The 15398-nt window shown below is 54.7% G+C and carries 11 protein-coding genes, 6 tRNA genes and 2 rRNA genes; all 19 read right to left on the reverse strand.

From position 1 onward, the window contains the following. Positions 1-4074 carry a DNA-directed RNA polymerase subunit beta gene (gene rpoB / locus VQ575_RS23880; protein WP_039594679.1) on the reverse strand — a complete coding sequence of 1358 codons (4074 nt, stop codon included), beginning with the start codon at positions 4072-4074 and terminating at the stop codon, positions 1-3. A gap of 220 nt (positions 4075-4294) precedes the next feature. Beyond that, positions 4295-4660: a 50S ribosomal protein L7/L12 gene (gene rplL / locus VQ575_RS23885; protein WP_039594678.1), complete on the reverse strand. Its 366-nt coding sequence runs from the start codon at positions 4658-4660 to the stop codon at positions 4295-4297. 78 nt (positions 4661-4738) lie between these two features. Continuing rightward, positions 4739-5239: a 50S ribosomal protein L10 gene (gene rplJ / locus VQ575_RS23890; RefSeq protein ID WP_039594677.1), complete on the reverse strand. Its 501-nt coding sequence runs from the start codon at positions 5237-5239 to the stop codon at positions 4739-4741. A gap of 197 nt (positions 5240-5436) precedes the next feature. Beyond that, on the reverse strand, positions 5437-6132 hold the full coding sequence (gene rplA, locus VQ575_RS23895) for a 50S ribosomal protein L1 (protein WP_003186095.1): 696 nt from the start codon (positions 6130-6132) through the stop codon (positions 5437-5439). After that, positions 6132-6563 carry a 50S ribosomal protein L11 gene (rplK, locus tag VQ575_RS23900; RefSeq protein ID WP_003176435.1) on the reverse strand — a complete coding sequence of 144 codons (432 nt, stop codon included), beginning with the start codon at positions 6561-6563 and terminating at the stop codon, positions 6132-6134. Before rplK ends, rplA begins: the two co-directional genes overlap by 1 nt. 117 nt (positions 6564-6680) lie before the next feature. Then, on the reverse strand, positions 6681-7214 hold the full coding sequence (gene nusG, locus VQ575_RS23905) for a transcription termination/antitermination protein NusG (RefSeq protein ID WP_010443972.1): 534 nt from the start codon (positions 7212-7214) through the stop codon (positions 6681-6683). Positions 7215-7223: 9 nt separating this feature from the next. Continuing rightward, entirely contained in the window at positions 7224-7592 is a 369-nt protein-coding gene (gene secE, locus VQ575_RS23910; protein ID WP_039594676.1) for a preprotein translocase subunit SecE, read from the reverse strand. 45 nt (positions 7593-7637) lie between these two features. After that, positions 7638-7713, reverse strand: a tRNA-Trp gene (locus tag VQ575_RS23915). 53 nt (positions 7714-7766) lie between these two features. Next, on the reverse strand, positions 7767-8960 hold the full coding sequence (gene tuf, locus VQ575_RS23920) for an elongation factor Tu (RefSeq protein ID WP_003186103.1): 1194 nt from the start codon (positions 8958-8960) through the stop codon (positions 7767-7769). Positions 8961-9044: 84 nt separating this feature from the next. After that, positions 9045-9120, reverse strand: a tRNA-Thr gene (locus VQ575_RS23925). 26 nt (positions 9121-9146) lie between these two features. Next, positions 9147-9220: transfer RNA gene (locus VQ575_RS23930), tRNA-Gly, on the reverse strand. A gap of 24 nt (positions 9221-9244) precedes the next feature. After that, positions 9245-9329, reverse strand: a tRNA-Tyr gene (locus tag VQ575_RS23935). Between the two features lie 142 nt (positions 9330-9471). After that, on the reverse strand, positions 9472-9927 hold the full coding sequence (locus tag VQ575_RS23940) for a hypothetical protein (protein WP_039594727.1): 456 nt from the start codon (positions 9925-9927) through the stop codon (positions 9472-9474). A 7-nt stretch (positions 9928-9934) separates the two neighbouring features. Next, entirely contained in the window at positions 9935-10684 is a 750-nt protein-coding gene (locus VQ575_RS23945; RefSeq protein WP_039594728.1) for a pantothenate kinase, read from the reverse strand. Continuing rightward, a complete protein-coding gene (gene birA / locus VQ575_RS23950) occupies positions 10674-11630 on the reverse strand; it encodes a bifunctional biotin--[acetyl-CoA-carboxylase] ligase/biotin operon repressor BirA (protein ID WP_039594729.1) in 957 nt (318 codons plus the stop codon). Before birA ends, VQ575_RS23945 begins: the two co-directional genes overlap by 11 nt. Positions 11631-11763: 133 nt before the next feature. Beyond that, a 5S ribosomal RNA gene (rrf, locus tag VQ575_RS23955) occupies positions 11764-11879 on the reverse strand. 157 nt (positions 11880-12036) lie between these two features. After that, positions 12037-14936 (reverse strand): 23S ribosomal RNA (locus VQ575_RS23960). A 250-nt stretch (positions 14937-15186) separates the two neighbouring features. Next, a tRNA-Ala gene (locus VQ575_RS23965) sits at positions 15187-15262 on the reverse strand. 27 nt (positions 15263-15289) lie between these two features. After that, a tRNA-Ile gene (locus VQ575_RS23970) sits at positions 15290-15366 on the reverse strand. Positions 15367-15398: the final 32 nt, after the last annotated feature.

Consider the following 15398-nt stretch of genomic DNA (forward strand, 5'->3'; position numbering starts at 1 on the left):
TTATTCGGTTTCCAGATCGATATCGATGCCGAGGGAACGAATTTCCTTGATCAACACGTTGAAGGACTCGGGCATGCCCGGCTCCATACGGTGATCGCCGTCCACGATGTTTTTGTACATCTTGGTCCGGCCGTTCACATCGTCCGACTTCACTGTGAGCATTTCTTGCAGAGTGTATGCAGCACCGTATGCTTCCAGTGCCCAGACCTCCATCTCCCCGAAACGCTGACCACCGAACTGCGCCTTACCACCCAGCGGCTGCTGGGTAACCAGGCTGTAAGAACCGGTAGAACGAGCGTGCATCTTGTCGTCTACCAAGTGGTTCAGCTTCAGCATGTACATGTAGCCAACGGTAACCGGACGCTCGAACTTGTTGCCGGTACGACCGTCGAACAGCTGCATCTGGCCGCTTTCTGGCAGGTCTGCCAGTTTCAGCATGGCCTTGATCTCGCTTTCCTTGGCACCGTCGAACACCGGGGTAGCCATTGGAACGCCGCCGCGCAGGTTCTTCGCCAGATCCAGGATTTCCTGATCGGAGAAGGTGTCCAGCTCTTCGTTGCGCCCGCCGATCTCGTTGTAGATCTCGTGCAGGAACTTACGCAGGTCAGCGACTTTGCGCTGCTCTTCGATCATACGGTTGATCTTCTCGCCCAACCCCTTGGCCGCGAGGCCCAGGTGAGTTTCAAGAATCTGACCAACGTTCATACGCGAAGGTACGCCCAACGGGTTGAGGACCACATCGACCGGGGTGCCATTGGCATCGTGCGGCATGTCTTCAACCGGCATGATCACGGAGACCACACCTTTGTTACCGTGACGACCGGCCATCTTGTCGCCCGGCTGGATGCGGCGACGGATTGCCAGGTAGACCTTGACGATTTTCAGCACGCCTGGAGCTAGGTCATCGCCCTGCTGCAGTTTGCGCTTCTTGTCTTCGAACTTGTCGTCCAGCAGACGGCGACGATCAACGATGTAGGCCTGGGCCTTCTCGAGCTGCTCGTTCAGAGCATCTTCAGCCATGCGCAGTTTGAACCACTGGCCATGCTCAAGACCGTCGAGGACTTCGTCGGTGATCTCCTGACCTTTCTTCAGGCCGGCGCCGCCTTCGGCTTTGTGGCCGACCAGGGCGGAGCGCAGACGCTCGAAAGTCGCGCCTTCGACGATACGGAACTCTTCGTTCAGGTCCTTGCGGATCTCGTCGAGCTGAGTCTTCTCGATCGACAGCGCACGAGCGTCACGCTCAACGCCGTCGCGGGTGAAGACCTGTACGTCGATGACGGTACCCTTGGTGCCGGTAGGCACGCGCAGGGAGGTGTCTTTAACGTCGCTGGCTTTTTCACCGAAGATGGCACGCAGCAGTTTCTCTTCCGGAGTCAGCTGGGTCTCGCCTTTCGGAGTGACCTTGCCGACCAGGATGTCGCCTGCGCCTACTTCAGCACCTACATAAACGATACCGGCTTCGTCCAGCTTGTTCAGTGCAGCTTCACCCACGTTCGGGATGTCCGCAGTGATTTCCTCTGGGCCAAGCTTGGTGTCACGCGCCACACAGGTCAGTTCCTGGATGTGGATCGTGGTGAAGCGGTCTTCCTGGACCACACGCTCGGACAGGCAGATGGAGTCTTCGAAGTTGAAGCCGTTCCATGCCATGAAGGCGATGCGCATGTTCTGGCCCAGAGCCAGCTCACCCATATCGGTGGACGGGCCGTCAGCCATGATGTCGCTGCGCTGAACCCGATCACCCTTGCTTACCAGCGGACGCTGGTTGATGCAGGTGTTCTGGTTGGAGCGGGTGTACTTGGTCAGGTTGTAAATGTCGACACCGGCTTCGCCCGGCTCAACTTCGTCATCGGCAACACGGACCACGATACGGCTGGCGTCGACGGAATCGATCACACCGCCACGACGAGCCACGACGCAAACGCCGGAGTCACGGGCAACGTTACGCTCCATGCCGGTACCTACCAGCGGCTTGTCGGCGCGCAGGGTCGGTACAGCCTGACGCTGCATGTTCGAACCCATCAACGCACGGTTGGCGTCGTCGTGCTCGAGGAACGGGATCAGAGACGCTGCAACCGAAACTACCTGCTTCGGCGATACGTCCATCAAGGTGACGTCTTCCGGCGCCTTGACGGTGAACTCGTTCAGGTGACGAACGGCTACCAGTTCGTCGGTCAGGACTTTCTTGTCGTTCATCGTGGCCGAAGCCTGGGCGATCACGTGATCAGCCTCTTCGATGGCGGACAGGAACACGATCTCGTCGGTGACCAGGGCGTCCTTCACCACACGGTACGGGCTTTCGAGGAAGCCGTACTGGTTGGTGCGCGCGTAGGCAGCCAGGGAGTTGATCAGACCGATGTTCGGACCTTCCGGCGTTTCGATCGGGCATACGCGACCGTAGTGGGTCGGGTGTACGTCACGAACTTCGAAGCCTGCACGCTCACGAGTCAGACCGCCTGGGCCGAGTGCGGAGACACGACGCTTGTGGGTGATCTCGGACAGCGGGTTGTTCTGGTCCATGAACTGGGACAGCTGGCTCGAACCGAAGAACTCTTTCACCGCCGCAGCCACAGGCTTGGCGTTGATCAGGTCTTGCGGCATCAGGCCTTCGCTTTCAGCCATCGACAGGCGTTCCTTGACCGCACGCTCTACGCGCACCAGGCCAACACGGAACTGGTTTTCGGCCATCTCGCCTACGCAGCGAACACGACGGTTACCCAGGTGGTCGATGTCATCGACGATGCCTTTACCGTTACGGATGTCGACCAGGGTCTTGAGCACCGCAACGATGTCGTCCTTGTTCAGCACGCCCGAACCTTCGATCTCGGTACGACCGATGCGACGGTTGAACTTCATCCGGCCGACCGCAGACAGGTCATAGCGCTCAGGACTGAAGAACAGGTTGTTGAACAGGGTCTCGGCGGCATCCTTGGTTGGCGGCTCGCCAGGACGCATCATGCGATAGATCTCGACCAGGGCTTCCAGTTGGTTGCCGGTGGAGTCGATCTTCAGCGTGTCGGAGATGAACGGACCGCAGTCGATGTCGTTGGTGTACAGGGTCTCGATACGAACGACCTGGGCCTTGACGATTTTCGCCAGGATCTCGACGGTCAGCTCGGTGTTGCATTCAGCGATGATCTCGCCAGTAGCTGGATGCACGATGACCTTGGCCGAAGTGCGACCCAGGACGTAGTCCATCGGCACCTGCAGCTCTTTGATCCCGGCCTTTTCCAGCTGGTTGATGTGGCGAGCAGTAATACGACGGCCTTGCTCGACAATAACCTTGCCCTTGTCATCCTGGATATCCAGGACGGCGATTTCACCACGCAGGCGCTGAGGCACCAACTCCAGGCTCAGGTTTTCACCCTGCACATGGAATACGTTGGTGGTGTAGAACGCGTCCAGCACTTCCTCGGTGGTATAGCCGAGCGCGCGCAGCAGTACCGATGCAGGCAGCTTGCGACGACGGTCGATACGCACGAACACGCAGTCTTTCGGGTCGAACTCGAAGTCCAGCCACGAACCGCGGTAAGGAATGATGCGCGCGGAATAGAGCAGTTTGCCGGAGCTGTGCGTCTTGCCACGGTCGTGGTCGAAGAACACGCCCGGAGAACGGTGCAGCTGGGAAACGATTACACGCTCGGTACCGTTGATTACGAAGGTACCGTTTTCAGTCATCAGGGGGATTTCACCCATGTAGACTTCTTGCTCTTTGATGTCCTTGATCGCTTTGTTCGACGATTCTTTGTCGAAAATGATCAGGCGCACTTTTACCCGCAAAGGTACGGCGTAAGTTACACCGCGCAATACGCATTCTTTGACATCAAATGCCGGTTCGCCCAGGCGATAACCGACGTACTCCAGCGCAGCATTGCCGGAGTAGCTGATGATCGGGAAAACGGATTTGAAGGCCGCATGCAGGCCCACGTCGCGGAACTGATCTTTAGTCGCTCCCGCTTGCAAGAATTCACGATACGAATCCAGCTGGATGGCCAGGAGGTACGGCACATCCATGACGTCCGGCAACTTGCTAAAGTCCTTGCGGATACGTTTTTTCTCAGTATATGAGTAAGCCATCAGCGTTCCCCAGCTTGGTCACCTGCTTGTTTGGCCCCTCCCGACGGGAGCAGCCAGAAAATCGTGCAAACCCCATGGTTTGCGCCACCGCATCGGGTGGTTACAGCTCGTGATCAGCACCGACCCAGTCGGCTGCCAATAACGGAAAAAGGCCGGTGGCAAGAGCCACCAGCCATCAGCCTGTCGCTTAACGCTCGGGCTGGAGACGCAAAGTCGATGCTTACTTCAGCTCGACTTTAGCGCCTGCTTCTTCCAGAGCGGCCTTGGCTTTGTCAGCTGCGTCTTTGGCAACAGCTTCCAGAACCATGGCAGGAGCGCCGTCAACTACAGCCTTGGCTTCTTTCAGGCCCAGACCGGTCAGCTCACGTACTGCCTTGATCACGTTTACTTTCTTCTCGCCAGCTTCGGTCAGCATGACGTTGAATTCGGTTTGCTCTTCAGCAACGGCAGCAGCAACAGCTGGACCAGCGGAAGCAGCAGCAGCGGTAACACCGAATTTTTCTTCGAAAGCTTTGATCAGCTCAACAACTTCCATTACGGACATGTTGGCTACTGCTTCGAGGATGTCGTTTTGAGAGATAGTCATGAAACTAAATTCCTGAATTGGGGGACGGCCTACGCGACCATCGAAATAAACAAAAAACGCGAAAAGAGGTGTCGAGCCTTAGGCTGCGGCAGCTTCTTTCTGGTCGCGCAGTGCCGCCAGGGTACGAGCCAATTTGCTGGTAGCGCCTTGCATCACGCTCATCAGCTGGGAAATTGCTTCGTCACGGGTCGGCAGAGTTGCCAGTACGTCGATCTGGTTAGCTGCGAGGAACTTGCCCTCGAACGCAGCTGCCTTAATCTCGAACTTGTCCTGACCTTTGGCGAATTCCTTGAACAAACGGGCAGCAGCGCCAGGATGTTGGTTGGAGAACGCGATCAAGGTCGGGCCGGTGAACACGTCGTTGAGAACACTGTATTCAGTGTCAGCAACAGCGCGCTTGAGCAAGGTGTTACGTACAACACGTACGTAAACGCCAGCTTCACGGGCCTCTTTACGGAGTCCGGTCATAGCGCCTACTGTTACGCCACGGGCATCAGCCACGACAGCGGACAGAGCAGCTTTGGCAGCCTCGTTGACTTCAGCGACGATGGCCTTCTTGTCTTCGAGTTTAATTGCCACGGGTTTAACTCCTGCTTGTTACCGTTTCATCCGATCGAAACCGAATGTCGTTTTGGTGTCTGATTCGGTAAGGAACCGGGAGCACCATCTGCGTAGGCTTGTGGTTTAAGACTTTCGTCGCCTACGGTCTTGGACAGCCCCCGCCAGGCAGGGACCCCAATATTTGATTGGCGTAATCGCTTGCGCCAACCGTTGTCTTACGCGTCGAGCGAGCTCTGATCGATAACCAGACCTGGGCCCATAGTGGTGCTCAGGGTAACGCGCTTGACGTAGATACCTTTCGAAGAAGCTGGCTTGATACGCTTCAGATCAGCGATCAGGGCTTCAACGTTTTCCTTCAGCTTGACGGCGTCGAAGCCAATCTTGCCAACGGAAGTGTGGATGATGCCGTTCTTGTCGGTGCGATAACGAACCTGACCAGCCTTGGCGTTTTTAACCGCGGTGGCTACGTCTGGCGTTACGGTGCCGACTTTAGGGTTAGGCATCAGGCCACGTGGACCGAGGATCTGACCCAACTGGCCTACAACGCGCATGGCATCCGGGGAAGCGATCACGACGTCATAGTTCAGGTCGCCGCCTTTCATTTCAGCAGCCAGATCGTCCATGCCTACGCGGTCAGCGCCAGCAGCCAGAGCAGCTTCAGCTGCTGGGCCCTGGGTGAACACGGCAACACGGACAGTCTTGCCAGTGCCGTGCGGCAGCACAGTTGCGCTACGTACGACCTGGTCGGATTTACGTGGGTCAACGCCCAGGTTCACAGCAACGTCGAACGACTCGCTGAACTTGACAGTCGACAGCTCAGCCAGCAGAGCGGCGGCATCTACAAAGTTGTAGGCCTTGCCTGCTTCGATTTTGCCGGCGATAGCCTTTTGACGCTTGGTCAGCTTAGCCATTACACACCCTCCACGTTAAGGCCCATGCTACGAGCAGAACCGGCGATAGTACGCACGGCTGCATCCATATCAGCTGCAGTCAGATCCGCGTTTTTGGTTTTCGCGATTTCTTCCAGCTGAGCACGGGTCACGGTGCCAACCTTAACGGTGTTTGGACGAGCGGAACCGCTGGTCAAACCTGCAGCCTTCTTCAGCAGAACCGAAGCAGGGGTGCTTTTTGTTTCGAAAGTGAAGCTACGGTCGCTGTAGACAGTGATGATCACTGGAGTCGGCAGACCTGGCTCAAGACCCTGAGTACGGGCGTTGAAAGCCTTGCAGAATTCCATGATGTTCACGCCGTGCTGACCCAGTGCAGGACCAACAGGTGGGCTTGGGTTAGCCTGAGCGGCCTTCACTTGCAGCTTGATGTAAGCGGTAATCTTCTTGGCCATGAGGCACTCCAATTACGGGTTCGAACGCCTCGAAAGGCTCCCCGGTTGCTTGCGCGTTTATCCCAGTGACGACAAAACCCCACAGCCTTGGGCTGCGGGGTTGGGATGCCTGTTCAATCAGACCTTTTCGACCTGACTAAACTCCAACTCTACCGGAGTAGAGCGACCGAAAATGAGCACTGCCACTTGGATCCGGCTCTTTTCGTAGTTAACTTCTTCAACCGTGCCATTGAAATCAGCGAATGGACCGTCGGTGACACGCACAACCTCACCTGGTTCAAACAGCGTCTTCGGCTTCGGCTTGTCGCTACCATCAGCAACACGACGCAGAATCGCTTCTGCCTCTTTATCCGTAATTGGCGCAGGCTTGTCGGCGGTACCGCCAATGAAGCCCATCACCCGAGGGGTATCCTTGACCAAGTGCCAAGTCCCTTCGTTCATATCCATCTGTACCAGCACATAGCCTGGGAAGAACTTACGTTCACTTTTGCGCTTCTGGCCATTACGCATTTCAACCACTTCTTCAGTGGGAACCAGAATCTCGCCAAAGCCATCTTCCATGCCAGCCAGCTTCACACGCTCTATCAGCGAGCGCATAACATGCTTCTCGTAACCCGAGTAAGCATGCACAACGTACCAACGCTTAGCCACGGGACACCCTTAGCCAACAATCAAGGAAACAAGCCAGCCGAGCAGGGAGTCGAGCCCCCACAACAGCAACGCCATCACCAGAACAACAGCCACAACGATCAACGTGGTCTGCGTGGTTTCTTGGCGAGTCGGCCATACGACTTTACGAATCTCGGTGCGAGCTTCCTTAGCGAGTACGAAGAAAGACTTGCCCTTGGCTGTCTGGAGGCCTACAAAGGCAGCAACAGCAGCAATGGCGAGCAATGCAAGTACTCGGTACAGGATCGGCGAAGCAGAAAAATACTGATTGCCAACAACGCCAACAGCCACCAAAGCGACTACCACTAGCCACTTGAGCAGATCGAAGCGAGAGCCTTGAGCTTCAGCTTTAGGAGTCATCTATGAAGATCCTGTGAAAAGAAAGCCAGACACACCGAGTGAATCTGGCAGGTCAGGAGGGAATCGAACCCCCAACCTACGGTTTTGGAGACCGTCGCTCTGCCAATTGAGCTACTGACCTAAAACAAAATCAGGCCGACCATTATGCCGGCCTGAAAAAGACATTACAACTGTTTACTCGATGACTTTGGCTACGACGCCGGCACCGACGGTACGACCGCCTTCACGGATAGCGAAACGCAGACCGTCTTCCATCGCGATGGTTTTGATCAGGGTGACAGTCATCTGGATGTTGTCACCTGGCATTACCATTTCAACGCCTTCTGGCAGCTCGCAGTTACCAGTCACGTCTGTTGTACGGAAGTAGAACTGTGGACGGTAGCCTTTGAAGAACGGAGTATGACGGCCGCCTTCTTCCTTGCTCAGAACGTAGACTTCTGCGGTGAACTTGGTGTGCGGCTTGACGGTGCCCGGCTTGACCAGGACCTGGCCACGCTCAACGTCGTCACGCTTGGTGCCGCGCAGCAGCACGCCGCAGTTCTCGCCAGCACGACCCTCGTCGAGCAGCTTGCGGAACATTTCAACGCCGGTGCAGGTAGTTTTCTGAGTGTCGCGCAGACCGACGATCTCAACTTCTTCCTGGATGCGGACGATGCCACGCTCAACACGACCAGTCACAACAGTACCGCGACCGGAGATCGAGAATACGTCTTCGATTGGCATCAGGAACGGCTTGTCGATAGCACGCTCTGGCTCTGGGATGTAGCTGTCCAGAGTTTCCACCAGCTTCTTGACGGCAGTGGTGCCCATTTCGTTGTCGTCTTGACCGTTCAGAGCCATCAGAGCCGAACCGATGATGATTGGAGTGTCATCACCTGGGAAGTCGTAAGTGCTCAGCAGGTCGCGCACTTCCATCTCAACCAGTTCCAGCAGCTCAGCGTCGTCAACCATGTCAGCCTTGTTCAGGAAGACAACAATGTACGGAACGCCTACCTGACGGGACAGCAGGATGTGCTCACGGGTTTGCGGCATCGGACCATCGGCGGCCGAGCAAACCAGGATCGCGCCGTCCATCTGGGCAGCACCGGTGATCATGTTTTTTACGTAGTCGGCGTGACCTGGGCAGTCAACGTGTGCGTAGTGACGCACGGCCGAATCGTATTCAACGTGAGCGGTGTTGATGGTGATACCGCGAGCTTTTTCTTCCGGGGCGCTGTCGATCTTGTCGAAGTCAACCTTGGCCGAACCGAAAACTTCGGAGCAGACACGGGTCAGAGCAGCGGTCAGCGTGGTTTTACCGTGGTCGACGTGACCGATGGTACCGACGTTGACGTGCGGCTTATTACGTTCGAACTTTTCCTTAGCCATCGAAATCACCCCTAGGAGAAGAATTTAGCAAGTCACACAAGCCATTAAAACAAAGGCAGATATTTTCATATCTGCCTTGTAATATGGAGCTCTTGAGCGGATTTGAACCGCTGACCTCACCCTTACCAAGGGTGTGCTCTACCAACTGAGCTACAAGAGCGAAACACTTTGCACAACCTGCAAACTTGGAGCGGGTAGCGGGAATCGAACCCGCATCATCAGCTTGGAAGGCTGAGGTTCTACCACTAAACTATACCCGCGGAGCTTGCAGCTCACGCTAAAAATGGTGGAGGGGGAAGGATTCGAACCTTCGAAGTCGTAGACGTCAGATTTACAGTCTGATCCCTTTGGCCGCTCGGGAACCCCTCCTAAGCGAGCCGGCATTCTATATCATGCCAGCCTTCTGTCAAGCATTTTCTCATTAAAAACCTGAGGTTAGCTGCGTTGACCTTGCTTCGCACTGACAACCATTAAAGGTCTTCGCTGCGAAGCGGGCGTCATTCTATGCAAACTACCCAGCAGGCGCAACCCCTTCGCAAGGCATTATTTTGTGCTTTAACTCATTGAATTCTTTAGAAAGGTTTTGGACCAGTCCTTCATTGACCTTTACCGCGCTTTCAGGAAGGACCCGGACCCAAAATCCTTCGACCTCAGGAACCCCCTCGGCACTCAACGTCGAAGTACGACCCATCACCCCCAACGAAAGCAATCGCTGCTCCAACTGCCTGGCCGGCTCCGGACTAGCAAAGCCGCCAAGATAGTTACAATTCTTGCGCGCCTCACCGGACTTGCCAAAGTCACGCCTGACAAGCGAATCCGCCGTTTCACTCAGAAGATGGATGTCTTGCTGCGCGCCGCGATACAAGCTCAGGGGCGTGACATCCTTGGCGCGCAGGGGGGCCTCCTGCTGATGCCAGACATAGTAGAAGCCATTAAGAACCAACAATAAAAGAAACAACCACCGCATAGAAACCTCAAGACAAAGGACAAGCCATGGCCAAACCAACAAAAACCAGGTCAGGCGCAACCTTGGCATTCGGAACAACCCCAGCAACCAAGTTGGCGTCCCCTCCCGTCAAGAATACTTCGAAGCTTTCTCCCCAATATTGCCGCGCCAATTCGAGCTGGGTCAGGACAAAGCCCCTGAGCATCAGCATACAACCGCGCTCAACCGCTTCGACAGTCGCTCTACCTGGAGCAAGGCTTTCGTGGGCTCGCTCAGCGGCGGTATCGTCGTAGCGAATTCGCCGAGTGTGGGTACGCAACTGGTTACGCATCAAAGGCATGCCTGGACAGATGAAGCCCCCGAGATGCTTACCGTCCGCCCCAACAAAGTCTGCTGTAACGGCCGTACCGAAATCGAGCACCAGGCATGCGCCGGAAGCGAGGTGGAAGCCCCCAAGCATGGCAAGCCAGCGATCAAGACCTAACCGTTCGTATTCCTCATAGCCGTTCGTGACGCCCGCCATCTCTCGAGCCGGCACGGCACGAACAACAGACACCCCGAAAGCCTTCACCAGGGACGAGACTAACGAGTCGGTTTCCTCGAGCGTCCTGACACTGACCAGCCGGCACTTATTCAACTGGAATTTCTGGCCGTCATTCAGACTGGCCAGCAGATCATCATCGGAACCAACCACTCCACCTTCCACAGGTGTTACGCCATCGGAGCGAAGGACGCGCCATTTGATGAAGCTGTTTCCGCAGTCGAGCTCAAGAATCATCACGCAACCTCAAACTGAGCTCACCGCCGCTAAAGAACCTTTCCACACCATCCACCTTCAAACGCAGCGCTCCCTGGCGGTCGATTCCCATTACAACGCCATCAACCTGGTTAACACCTGCGATTAGCGAAACGGCACGACCCTGCCATAAATGATATTTTTCCCATTCAAGCTGGATCGCCGCAAATCCCGACGCGCGGTGCAATTCCAGATACTGCTGGAGCTTGGTGCTCATATGCGCCACGAGATCGTTACGATCAAATACCCGCCCGGCCTCCAAGTTCATGGATGTCCATTGCTGATCAACTTCATCAGTCGATTGCATATTTACATTGATCCCGACACCCAGGACGACATGACAGACATCCGCCGGATCACCTACCAATTCGAGCAAGATACCGGCAATTTTCTTATCACCTACCAAAACATCGTTAGGCCACTTCAGCCCCGCCCGCGTGATACCAAAATCACGAAGCGCATGCATGACAGCAAGACCGACGACGAGGCTCAGCCCTTCGATTTGCCGCATGCCGCCATCAATACGCAAGACCAGACTGTAGTAGAGGTTGTCGGCAAACGGGCTGACCCATTTTCGGCCACGACGACCCCGCCCTGCGGTCTGGCGCTCAGCCAAGACCAGGAAAGGCGCCTCCGCTCCGCGCTCTATAGAGCGCAACGCTTCAGCATTGGTAGAGTCGATGGAGTCATGAATATAAACAGGCCATGCAAGCCCTTCTTTTGCGCAGATCTCTGCAGCATCCAGGAGCGATAGCGGCCTAGCCAGCTGATATCCCCTGCCTCGGACCTTATGAACAGATAATCCCAATTCTGCCTCCAGATGCTGCAACTGCTTCCACACAGCACTGCGACTGATGCCCAGCCCAGCACCGAGCGCCTGGCCTGAATGGAAACGACCATCCTTCAGAAGTTTTAGCAACGTGAGCATGGAGACTGCGCCCTAATAATGAGGCCCGCATGATAGCCATGCACAGGACCGTTGCATAGAAACACAAAATGACTTTCCTGCAGGCAAAACAAAACCCCTACCTGCATCAGCAGATAGGGGTTTCGGAATTGAATCTTGACGATGACCTACTCTCACATGGGGAAACCCCACACTACCATCGGCGATGCATCGTTTCACTTCTGAGTTCGGGATGGGATCAGGTGGTTCCAATGCTCTATGGTCGTCAAGAAATTCGGGTACTGAGTCGCGGCCTAATGACCTCGCTTCAGCAAATTGGGTATGTGACAGCTTTCGGTGTTTTGTGAGTTTCGAACTTTCGGTTCGTTTCGTCTTCACACACCGCAATCTGGTGCTCTTTCGAGTCAGCAAATTGCTTGGGTGTTATATGGTCAAGCCTCACGGGCAATTAGTACAGGTTAGCTCAACGCCTCACAGCGCTTACACACCCTGCCTATCAACGTCGTAGTCTTCGACGGCCCTTCAGGGAGCTCAAGGCTCCAGTGAGATCTCATCTTGAGGCAAGTTTCCCGCTTAGATGCTTTCAGCGGTTATCTTTTCCGAACATAGCTACCCGGCAATGCCACTGGCGTGACAACCGGAACACCAGAGGTTCGTCCACTCCGGTCCTCTCGTACTAGGAGCAGCCCCTCTCAAATCTCAAACGTCCACGGCAGATAGGGACCGAACTGTCTCACGACGTTCTAAACCCAGCTCGCGTACCACTTTAAATGGCGAACAGCCATACCCTTGGGACCGGCTTCAGCCCCAGGATGTGATGAGCCGACATCGAGGTGCCAAACACCGCCGTCGATATGAACTCTTGGGCGGTATCAGCCTGTTATCCCCGGAGTACCTTTTATCCGTTGAGCGATGGCCCTTCCATACAGAACCACCGGATCACTAAGACCTACTTTCGTACCTGCTCGACGTGTCTGTCTCGCAGTCAAGCGCGCTTTTGCCTTTATACTCTACGACCGATTTCCGACCGGTCTGAGCGCACCTTCGTACTCCTCCGTTACTCTTTAGGAGGAGACCGCCCCAGTCAAACTACCCACCATACACTGTCCTCGATCCGGATAACGGACCTGAGTTAGAACCTCAAAGTTGCCAGTTGCCCAGGGTGGTATTTCAAGGATGGCTCCACGCAGACTGGCGTCCACGCTTCAAAGCCTCCCACCTATCCTACACAAGCAAATTCAAAGTCCAGTGCAAAGCTATAGTAAAGGTTCACGGGGTCTTTCCGTCTAGCCGCGGATACACTGCATCTTCACAGCGATTTCAATTTCACTGAGTCTCGGGTGGAGACAGCGCCGCCATCGTTACGCCATTCGTGCAGGTCGGAACTTACCCGACAAGGAATTTCGCTACCTTAGGACCGTTATAGTTACGGCCGCCGTTTACCGGGGCTTCGATCAAGAGCTTCGCGTTAGCTAACCCCATCAATTAACCTTCCGGCACCGGGCAGGCGTCACACCCTATACGTCCACTTTCGTGTTTGCAGAGTGCTGTGTTTTTAATAAACAGTCGCAGCGGCCTGGTATCTTCGACCGGCGTGGGCTTACGCAGCAAGTGCTTCACCCTCACCGGCGCACCTTCTCCCGAAGTTACGGTGCCATTTTGCCTAGTTCCTTCACCCGAGTTCTCTCAAGCGCCTTGGTATTCTCTACCCAACCACCTGTGTCGGTTTGGGGTACGGTTCCTGGTTACCTGAAGCTTAGAAGCTTTTCTTGGAAGCATGGCATCAACCACTTCGTCACCCAAAGGGTAACTCGTCATCAGCTCTCGGCCTTGGAATCCCGGATTTACCTAAGATTCCAGCCTACCACCTTAAACTTGGACAACCAACGCCAAGCTGGCCTAGCCTTCTCCGTCCCTCCATCGCAATAACCAGAAGTACAGGAATATTAACCTGTTTTCCATCGACTACGCTTTTCAGCCTCGCCTTAGGGACCGACTAACCCTGCGTCGATTAACGTTGCGCAGGAAACCTTGGTCTTTCGGCGTGGGTGTTTTTCACACCCATTGTCGTTACTCATGTCAGCATTCGCACTTCTGATACCTCCAGCAAGCTTCTCAACTCACCTTCACAGGCTTACAGAACGCTCCTCTACCGCATCACTTACGTGATACCCGTAGCTTCGGTGTATGGTTTGAGCCCCGTTACATCTTCCGCGCAGGCCGACTCGACTAGTGAGCTATTACGCTTTCTTTAAAGGGTGGCTGCTTCTAAGCCAACCTCCTAGCTGTCTAAGCCTTCCCACATCGTTTCCCACTTAACCATAACTTTGGGACCTTAGCTGACGGTCTGGGTTGTTTCCCTTTTCACGACGGACGTTAGCACCCGCCGTGTGTCTCCCATGCTCGGCACTTGTAGGTATTCGGAGTTTGCATCGGTTTGGTAAGTCGGGATGACCCCCTAGCCGAAACAGTGCTCTACCCCCTACAGTGATACATGAGGCGCTACCTAAATAGCTTTCGAGGAGAACCAGCTATCTCCGAGCTTGATTAGCCTTTCACTCCGATCCACAGGTCATCCGCTAACTTTTCAACGGTAGTCGGTTCGGTCCTCCAGTCAGTGTTACCTAACCTTCAACCTGCCCATGGATAGATCGCCCGGTTTCGGGTCTATTCCCAGCGACTAGACGCCCTATTAAGACTCGCTTTCGCTACGCCTCCCCTATTCGGTTAAGCTCGCCACTGAAAATAAGTCGCTGACCCATTATACAAAAGGTACGCAGTCACCCAACAAAGTGGGCTCCCACTGCTTGTACGCATACGGTTTCAGGATCTATTTCACTCCCCTCTCCGGGGTTCTTTTCGCCTTTCCCTCACGGTACTAGTTCACTATCGGTCAGTCAGTAGTATTTAGCCTTGGAGGATGGTCCCCCCATATTCAGACAAAGTTTCTCGTGCTCCGTCCTACTCGATTTCACTTCTAAGATCCTTTCGCGTACAGGGCTATCACCCACTATGGCCGCACTTTCCAGAGCGTTCCGCTAAAATCAAAGAAGCTTAAGGGCTAGTCCCCGTTCGCTCGCCACTACTAAGGGAATCTCGGTTGATTTCTTTTCCTCAGGGTACTTAGATGTTTCAGTTCCCCTGGTTCGCCTCTTGCACCTATGTATTCAGTACAAGATAACCATCTTATGATGGCTGGGTTCCCCCATTCAGACATCTCCGGATCAAAGTCTGTTTGCCGACTCCCCGAAGCTTTTCGCAGGCTACCACGTCTTTCATCGCCTCTGACTGCCAAGGCATCCACCGTATGCGCTTCTTCACTTGACCATATAACCCCAAGCAATCTGGTTATACTGTGAAGACGACATTCGCCGAAAATTCGATCGAGCTCCAAGAGCCCTTCACAAATTTTACCTTAGCCTGATCCGTTACCAGTGAAAGTAACGTCCAGTCTATCTTTCTATCACATACCCAAATTTTTAAAGAACGATCTAATCAAAAGACTAGAAATCAACATTCATCACCGCCTTGGTGGAATGCTCATTTCTAAGCTTTAAACGTTGGAACCAATCTGTAATGGTGGAGCCAAGCGGGATCGAACCGCTGACCTCCTGCGTGCAAGGCAGGCGCTCTCCCAGCTGAGCTATGGCCCCGTATCGCTACAGGGTACACCATGAAATTGGTGGGTCTGGGCAGATTCGAACTGCCGACCTCACCCTTATCAGGGGTGCGCTCTAACCAACTGAGCTACAGACCCAATCGTCTTCTTCAATGAATCAAGCAATTCGT

The organism is Pseudomonas frederiksbergensis (assembly GCF_035751725.1).
Lineage (GTDB): Bacteria > Pseudomonadota > Gammaproteobacteria > Pseudomonadales > Pseudomonadaceae > Aquipseudomonas > Aquipseudomonas frederiksbergensis_A.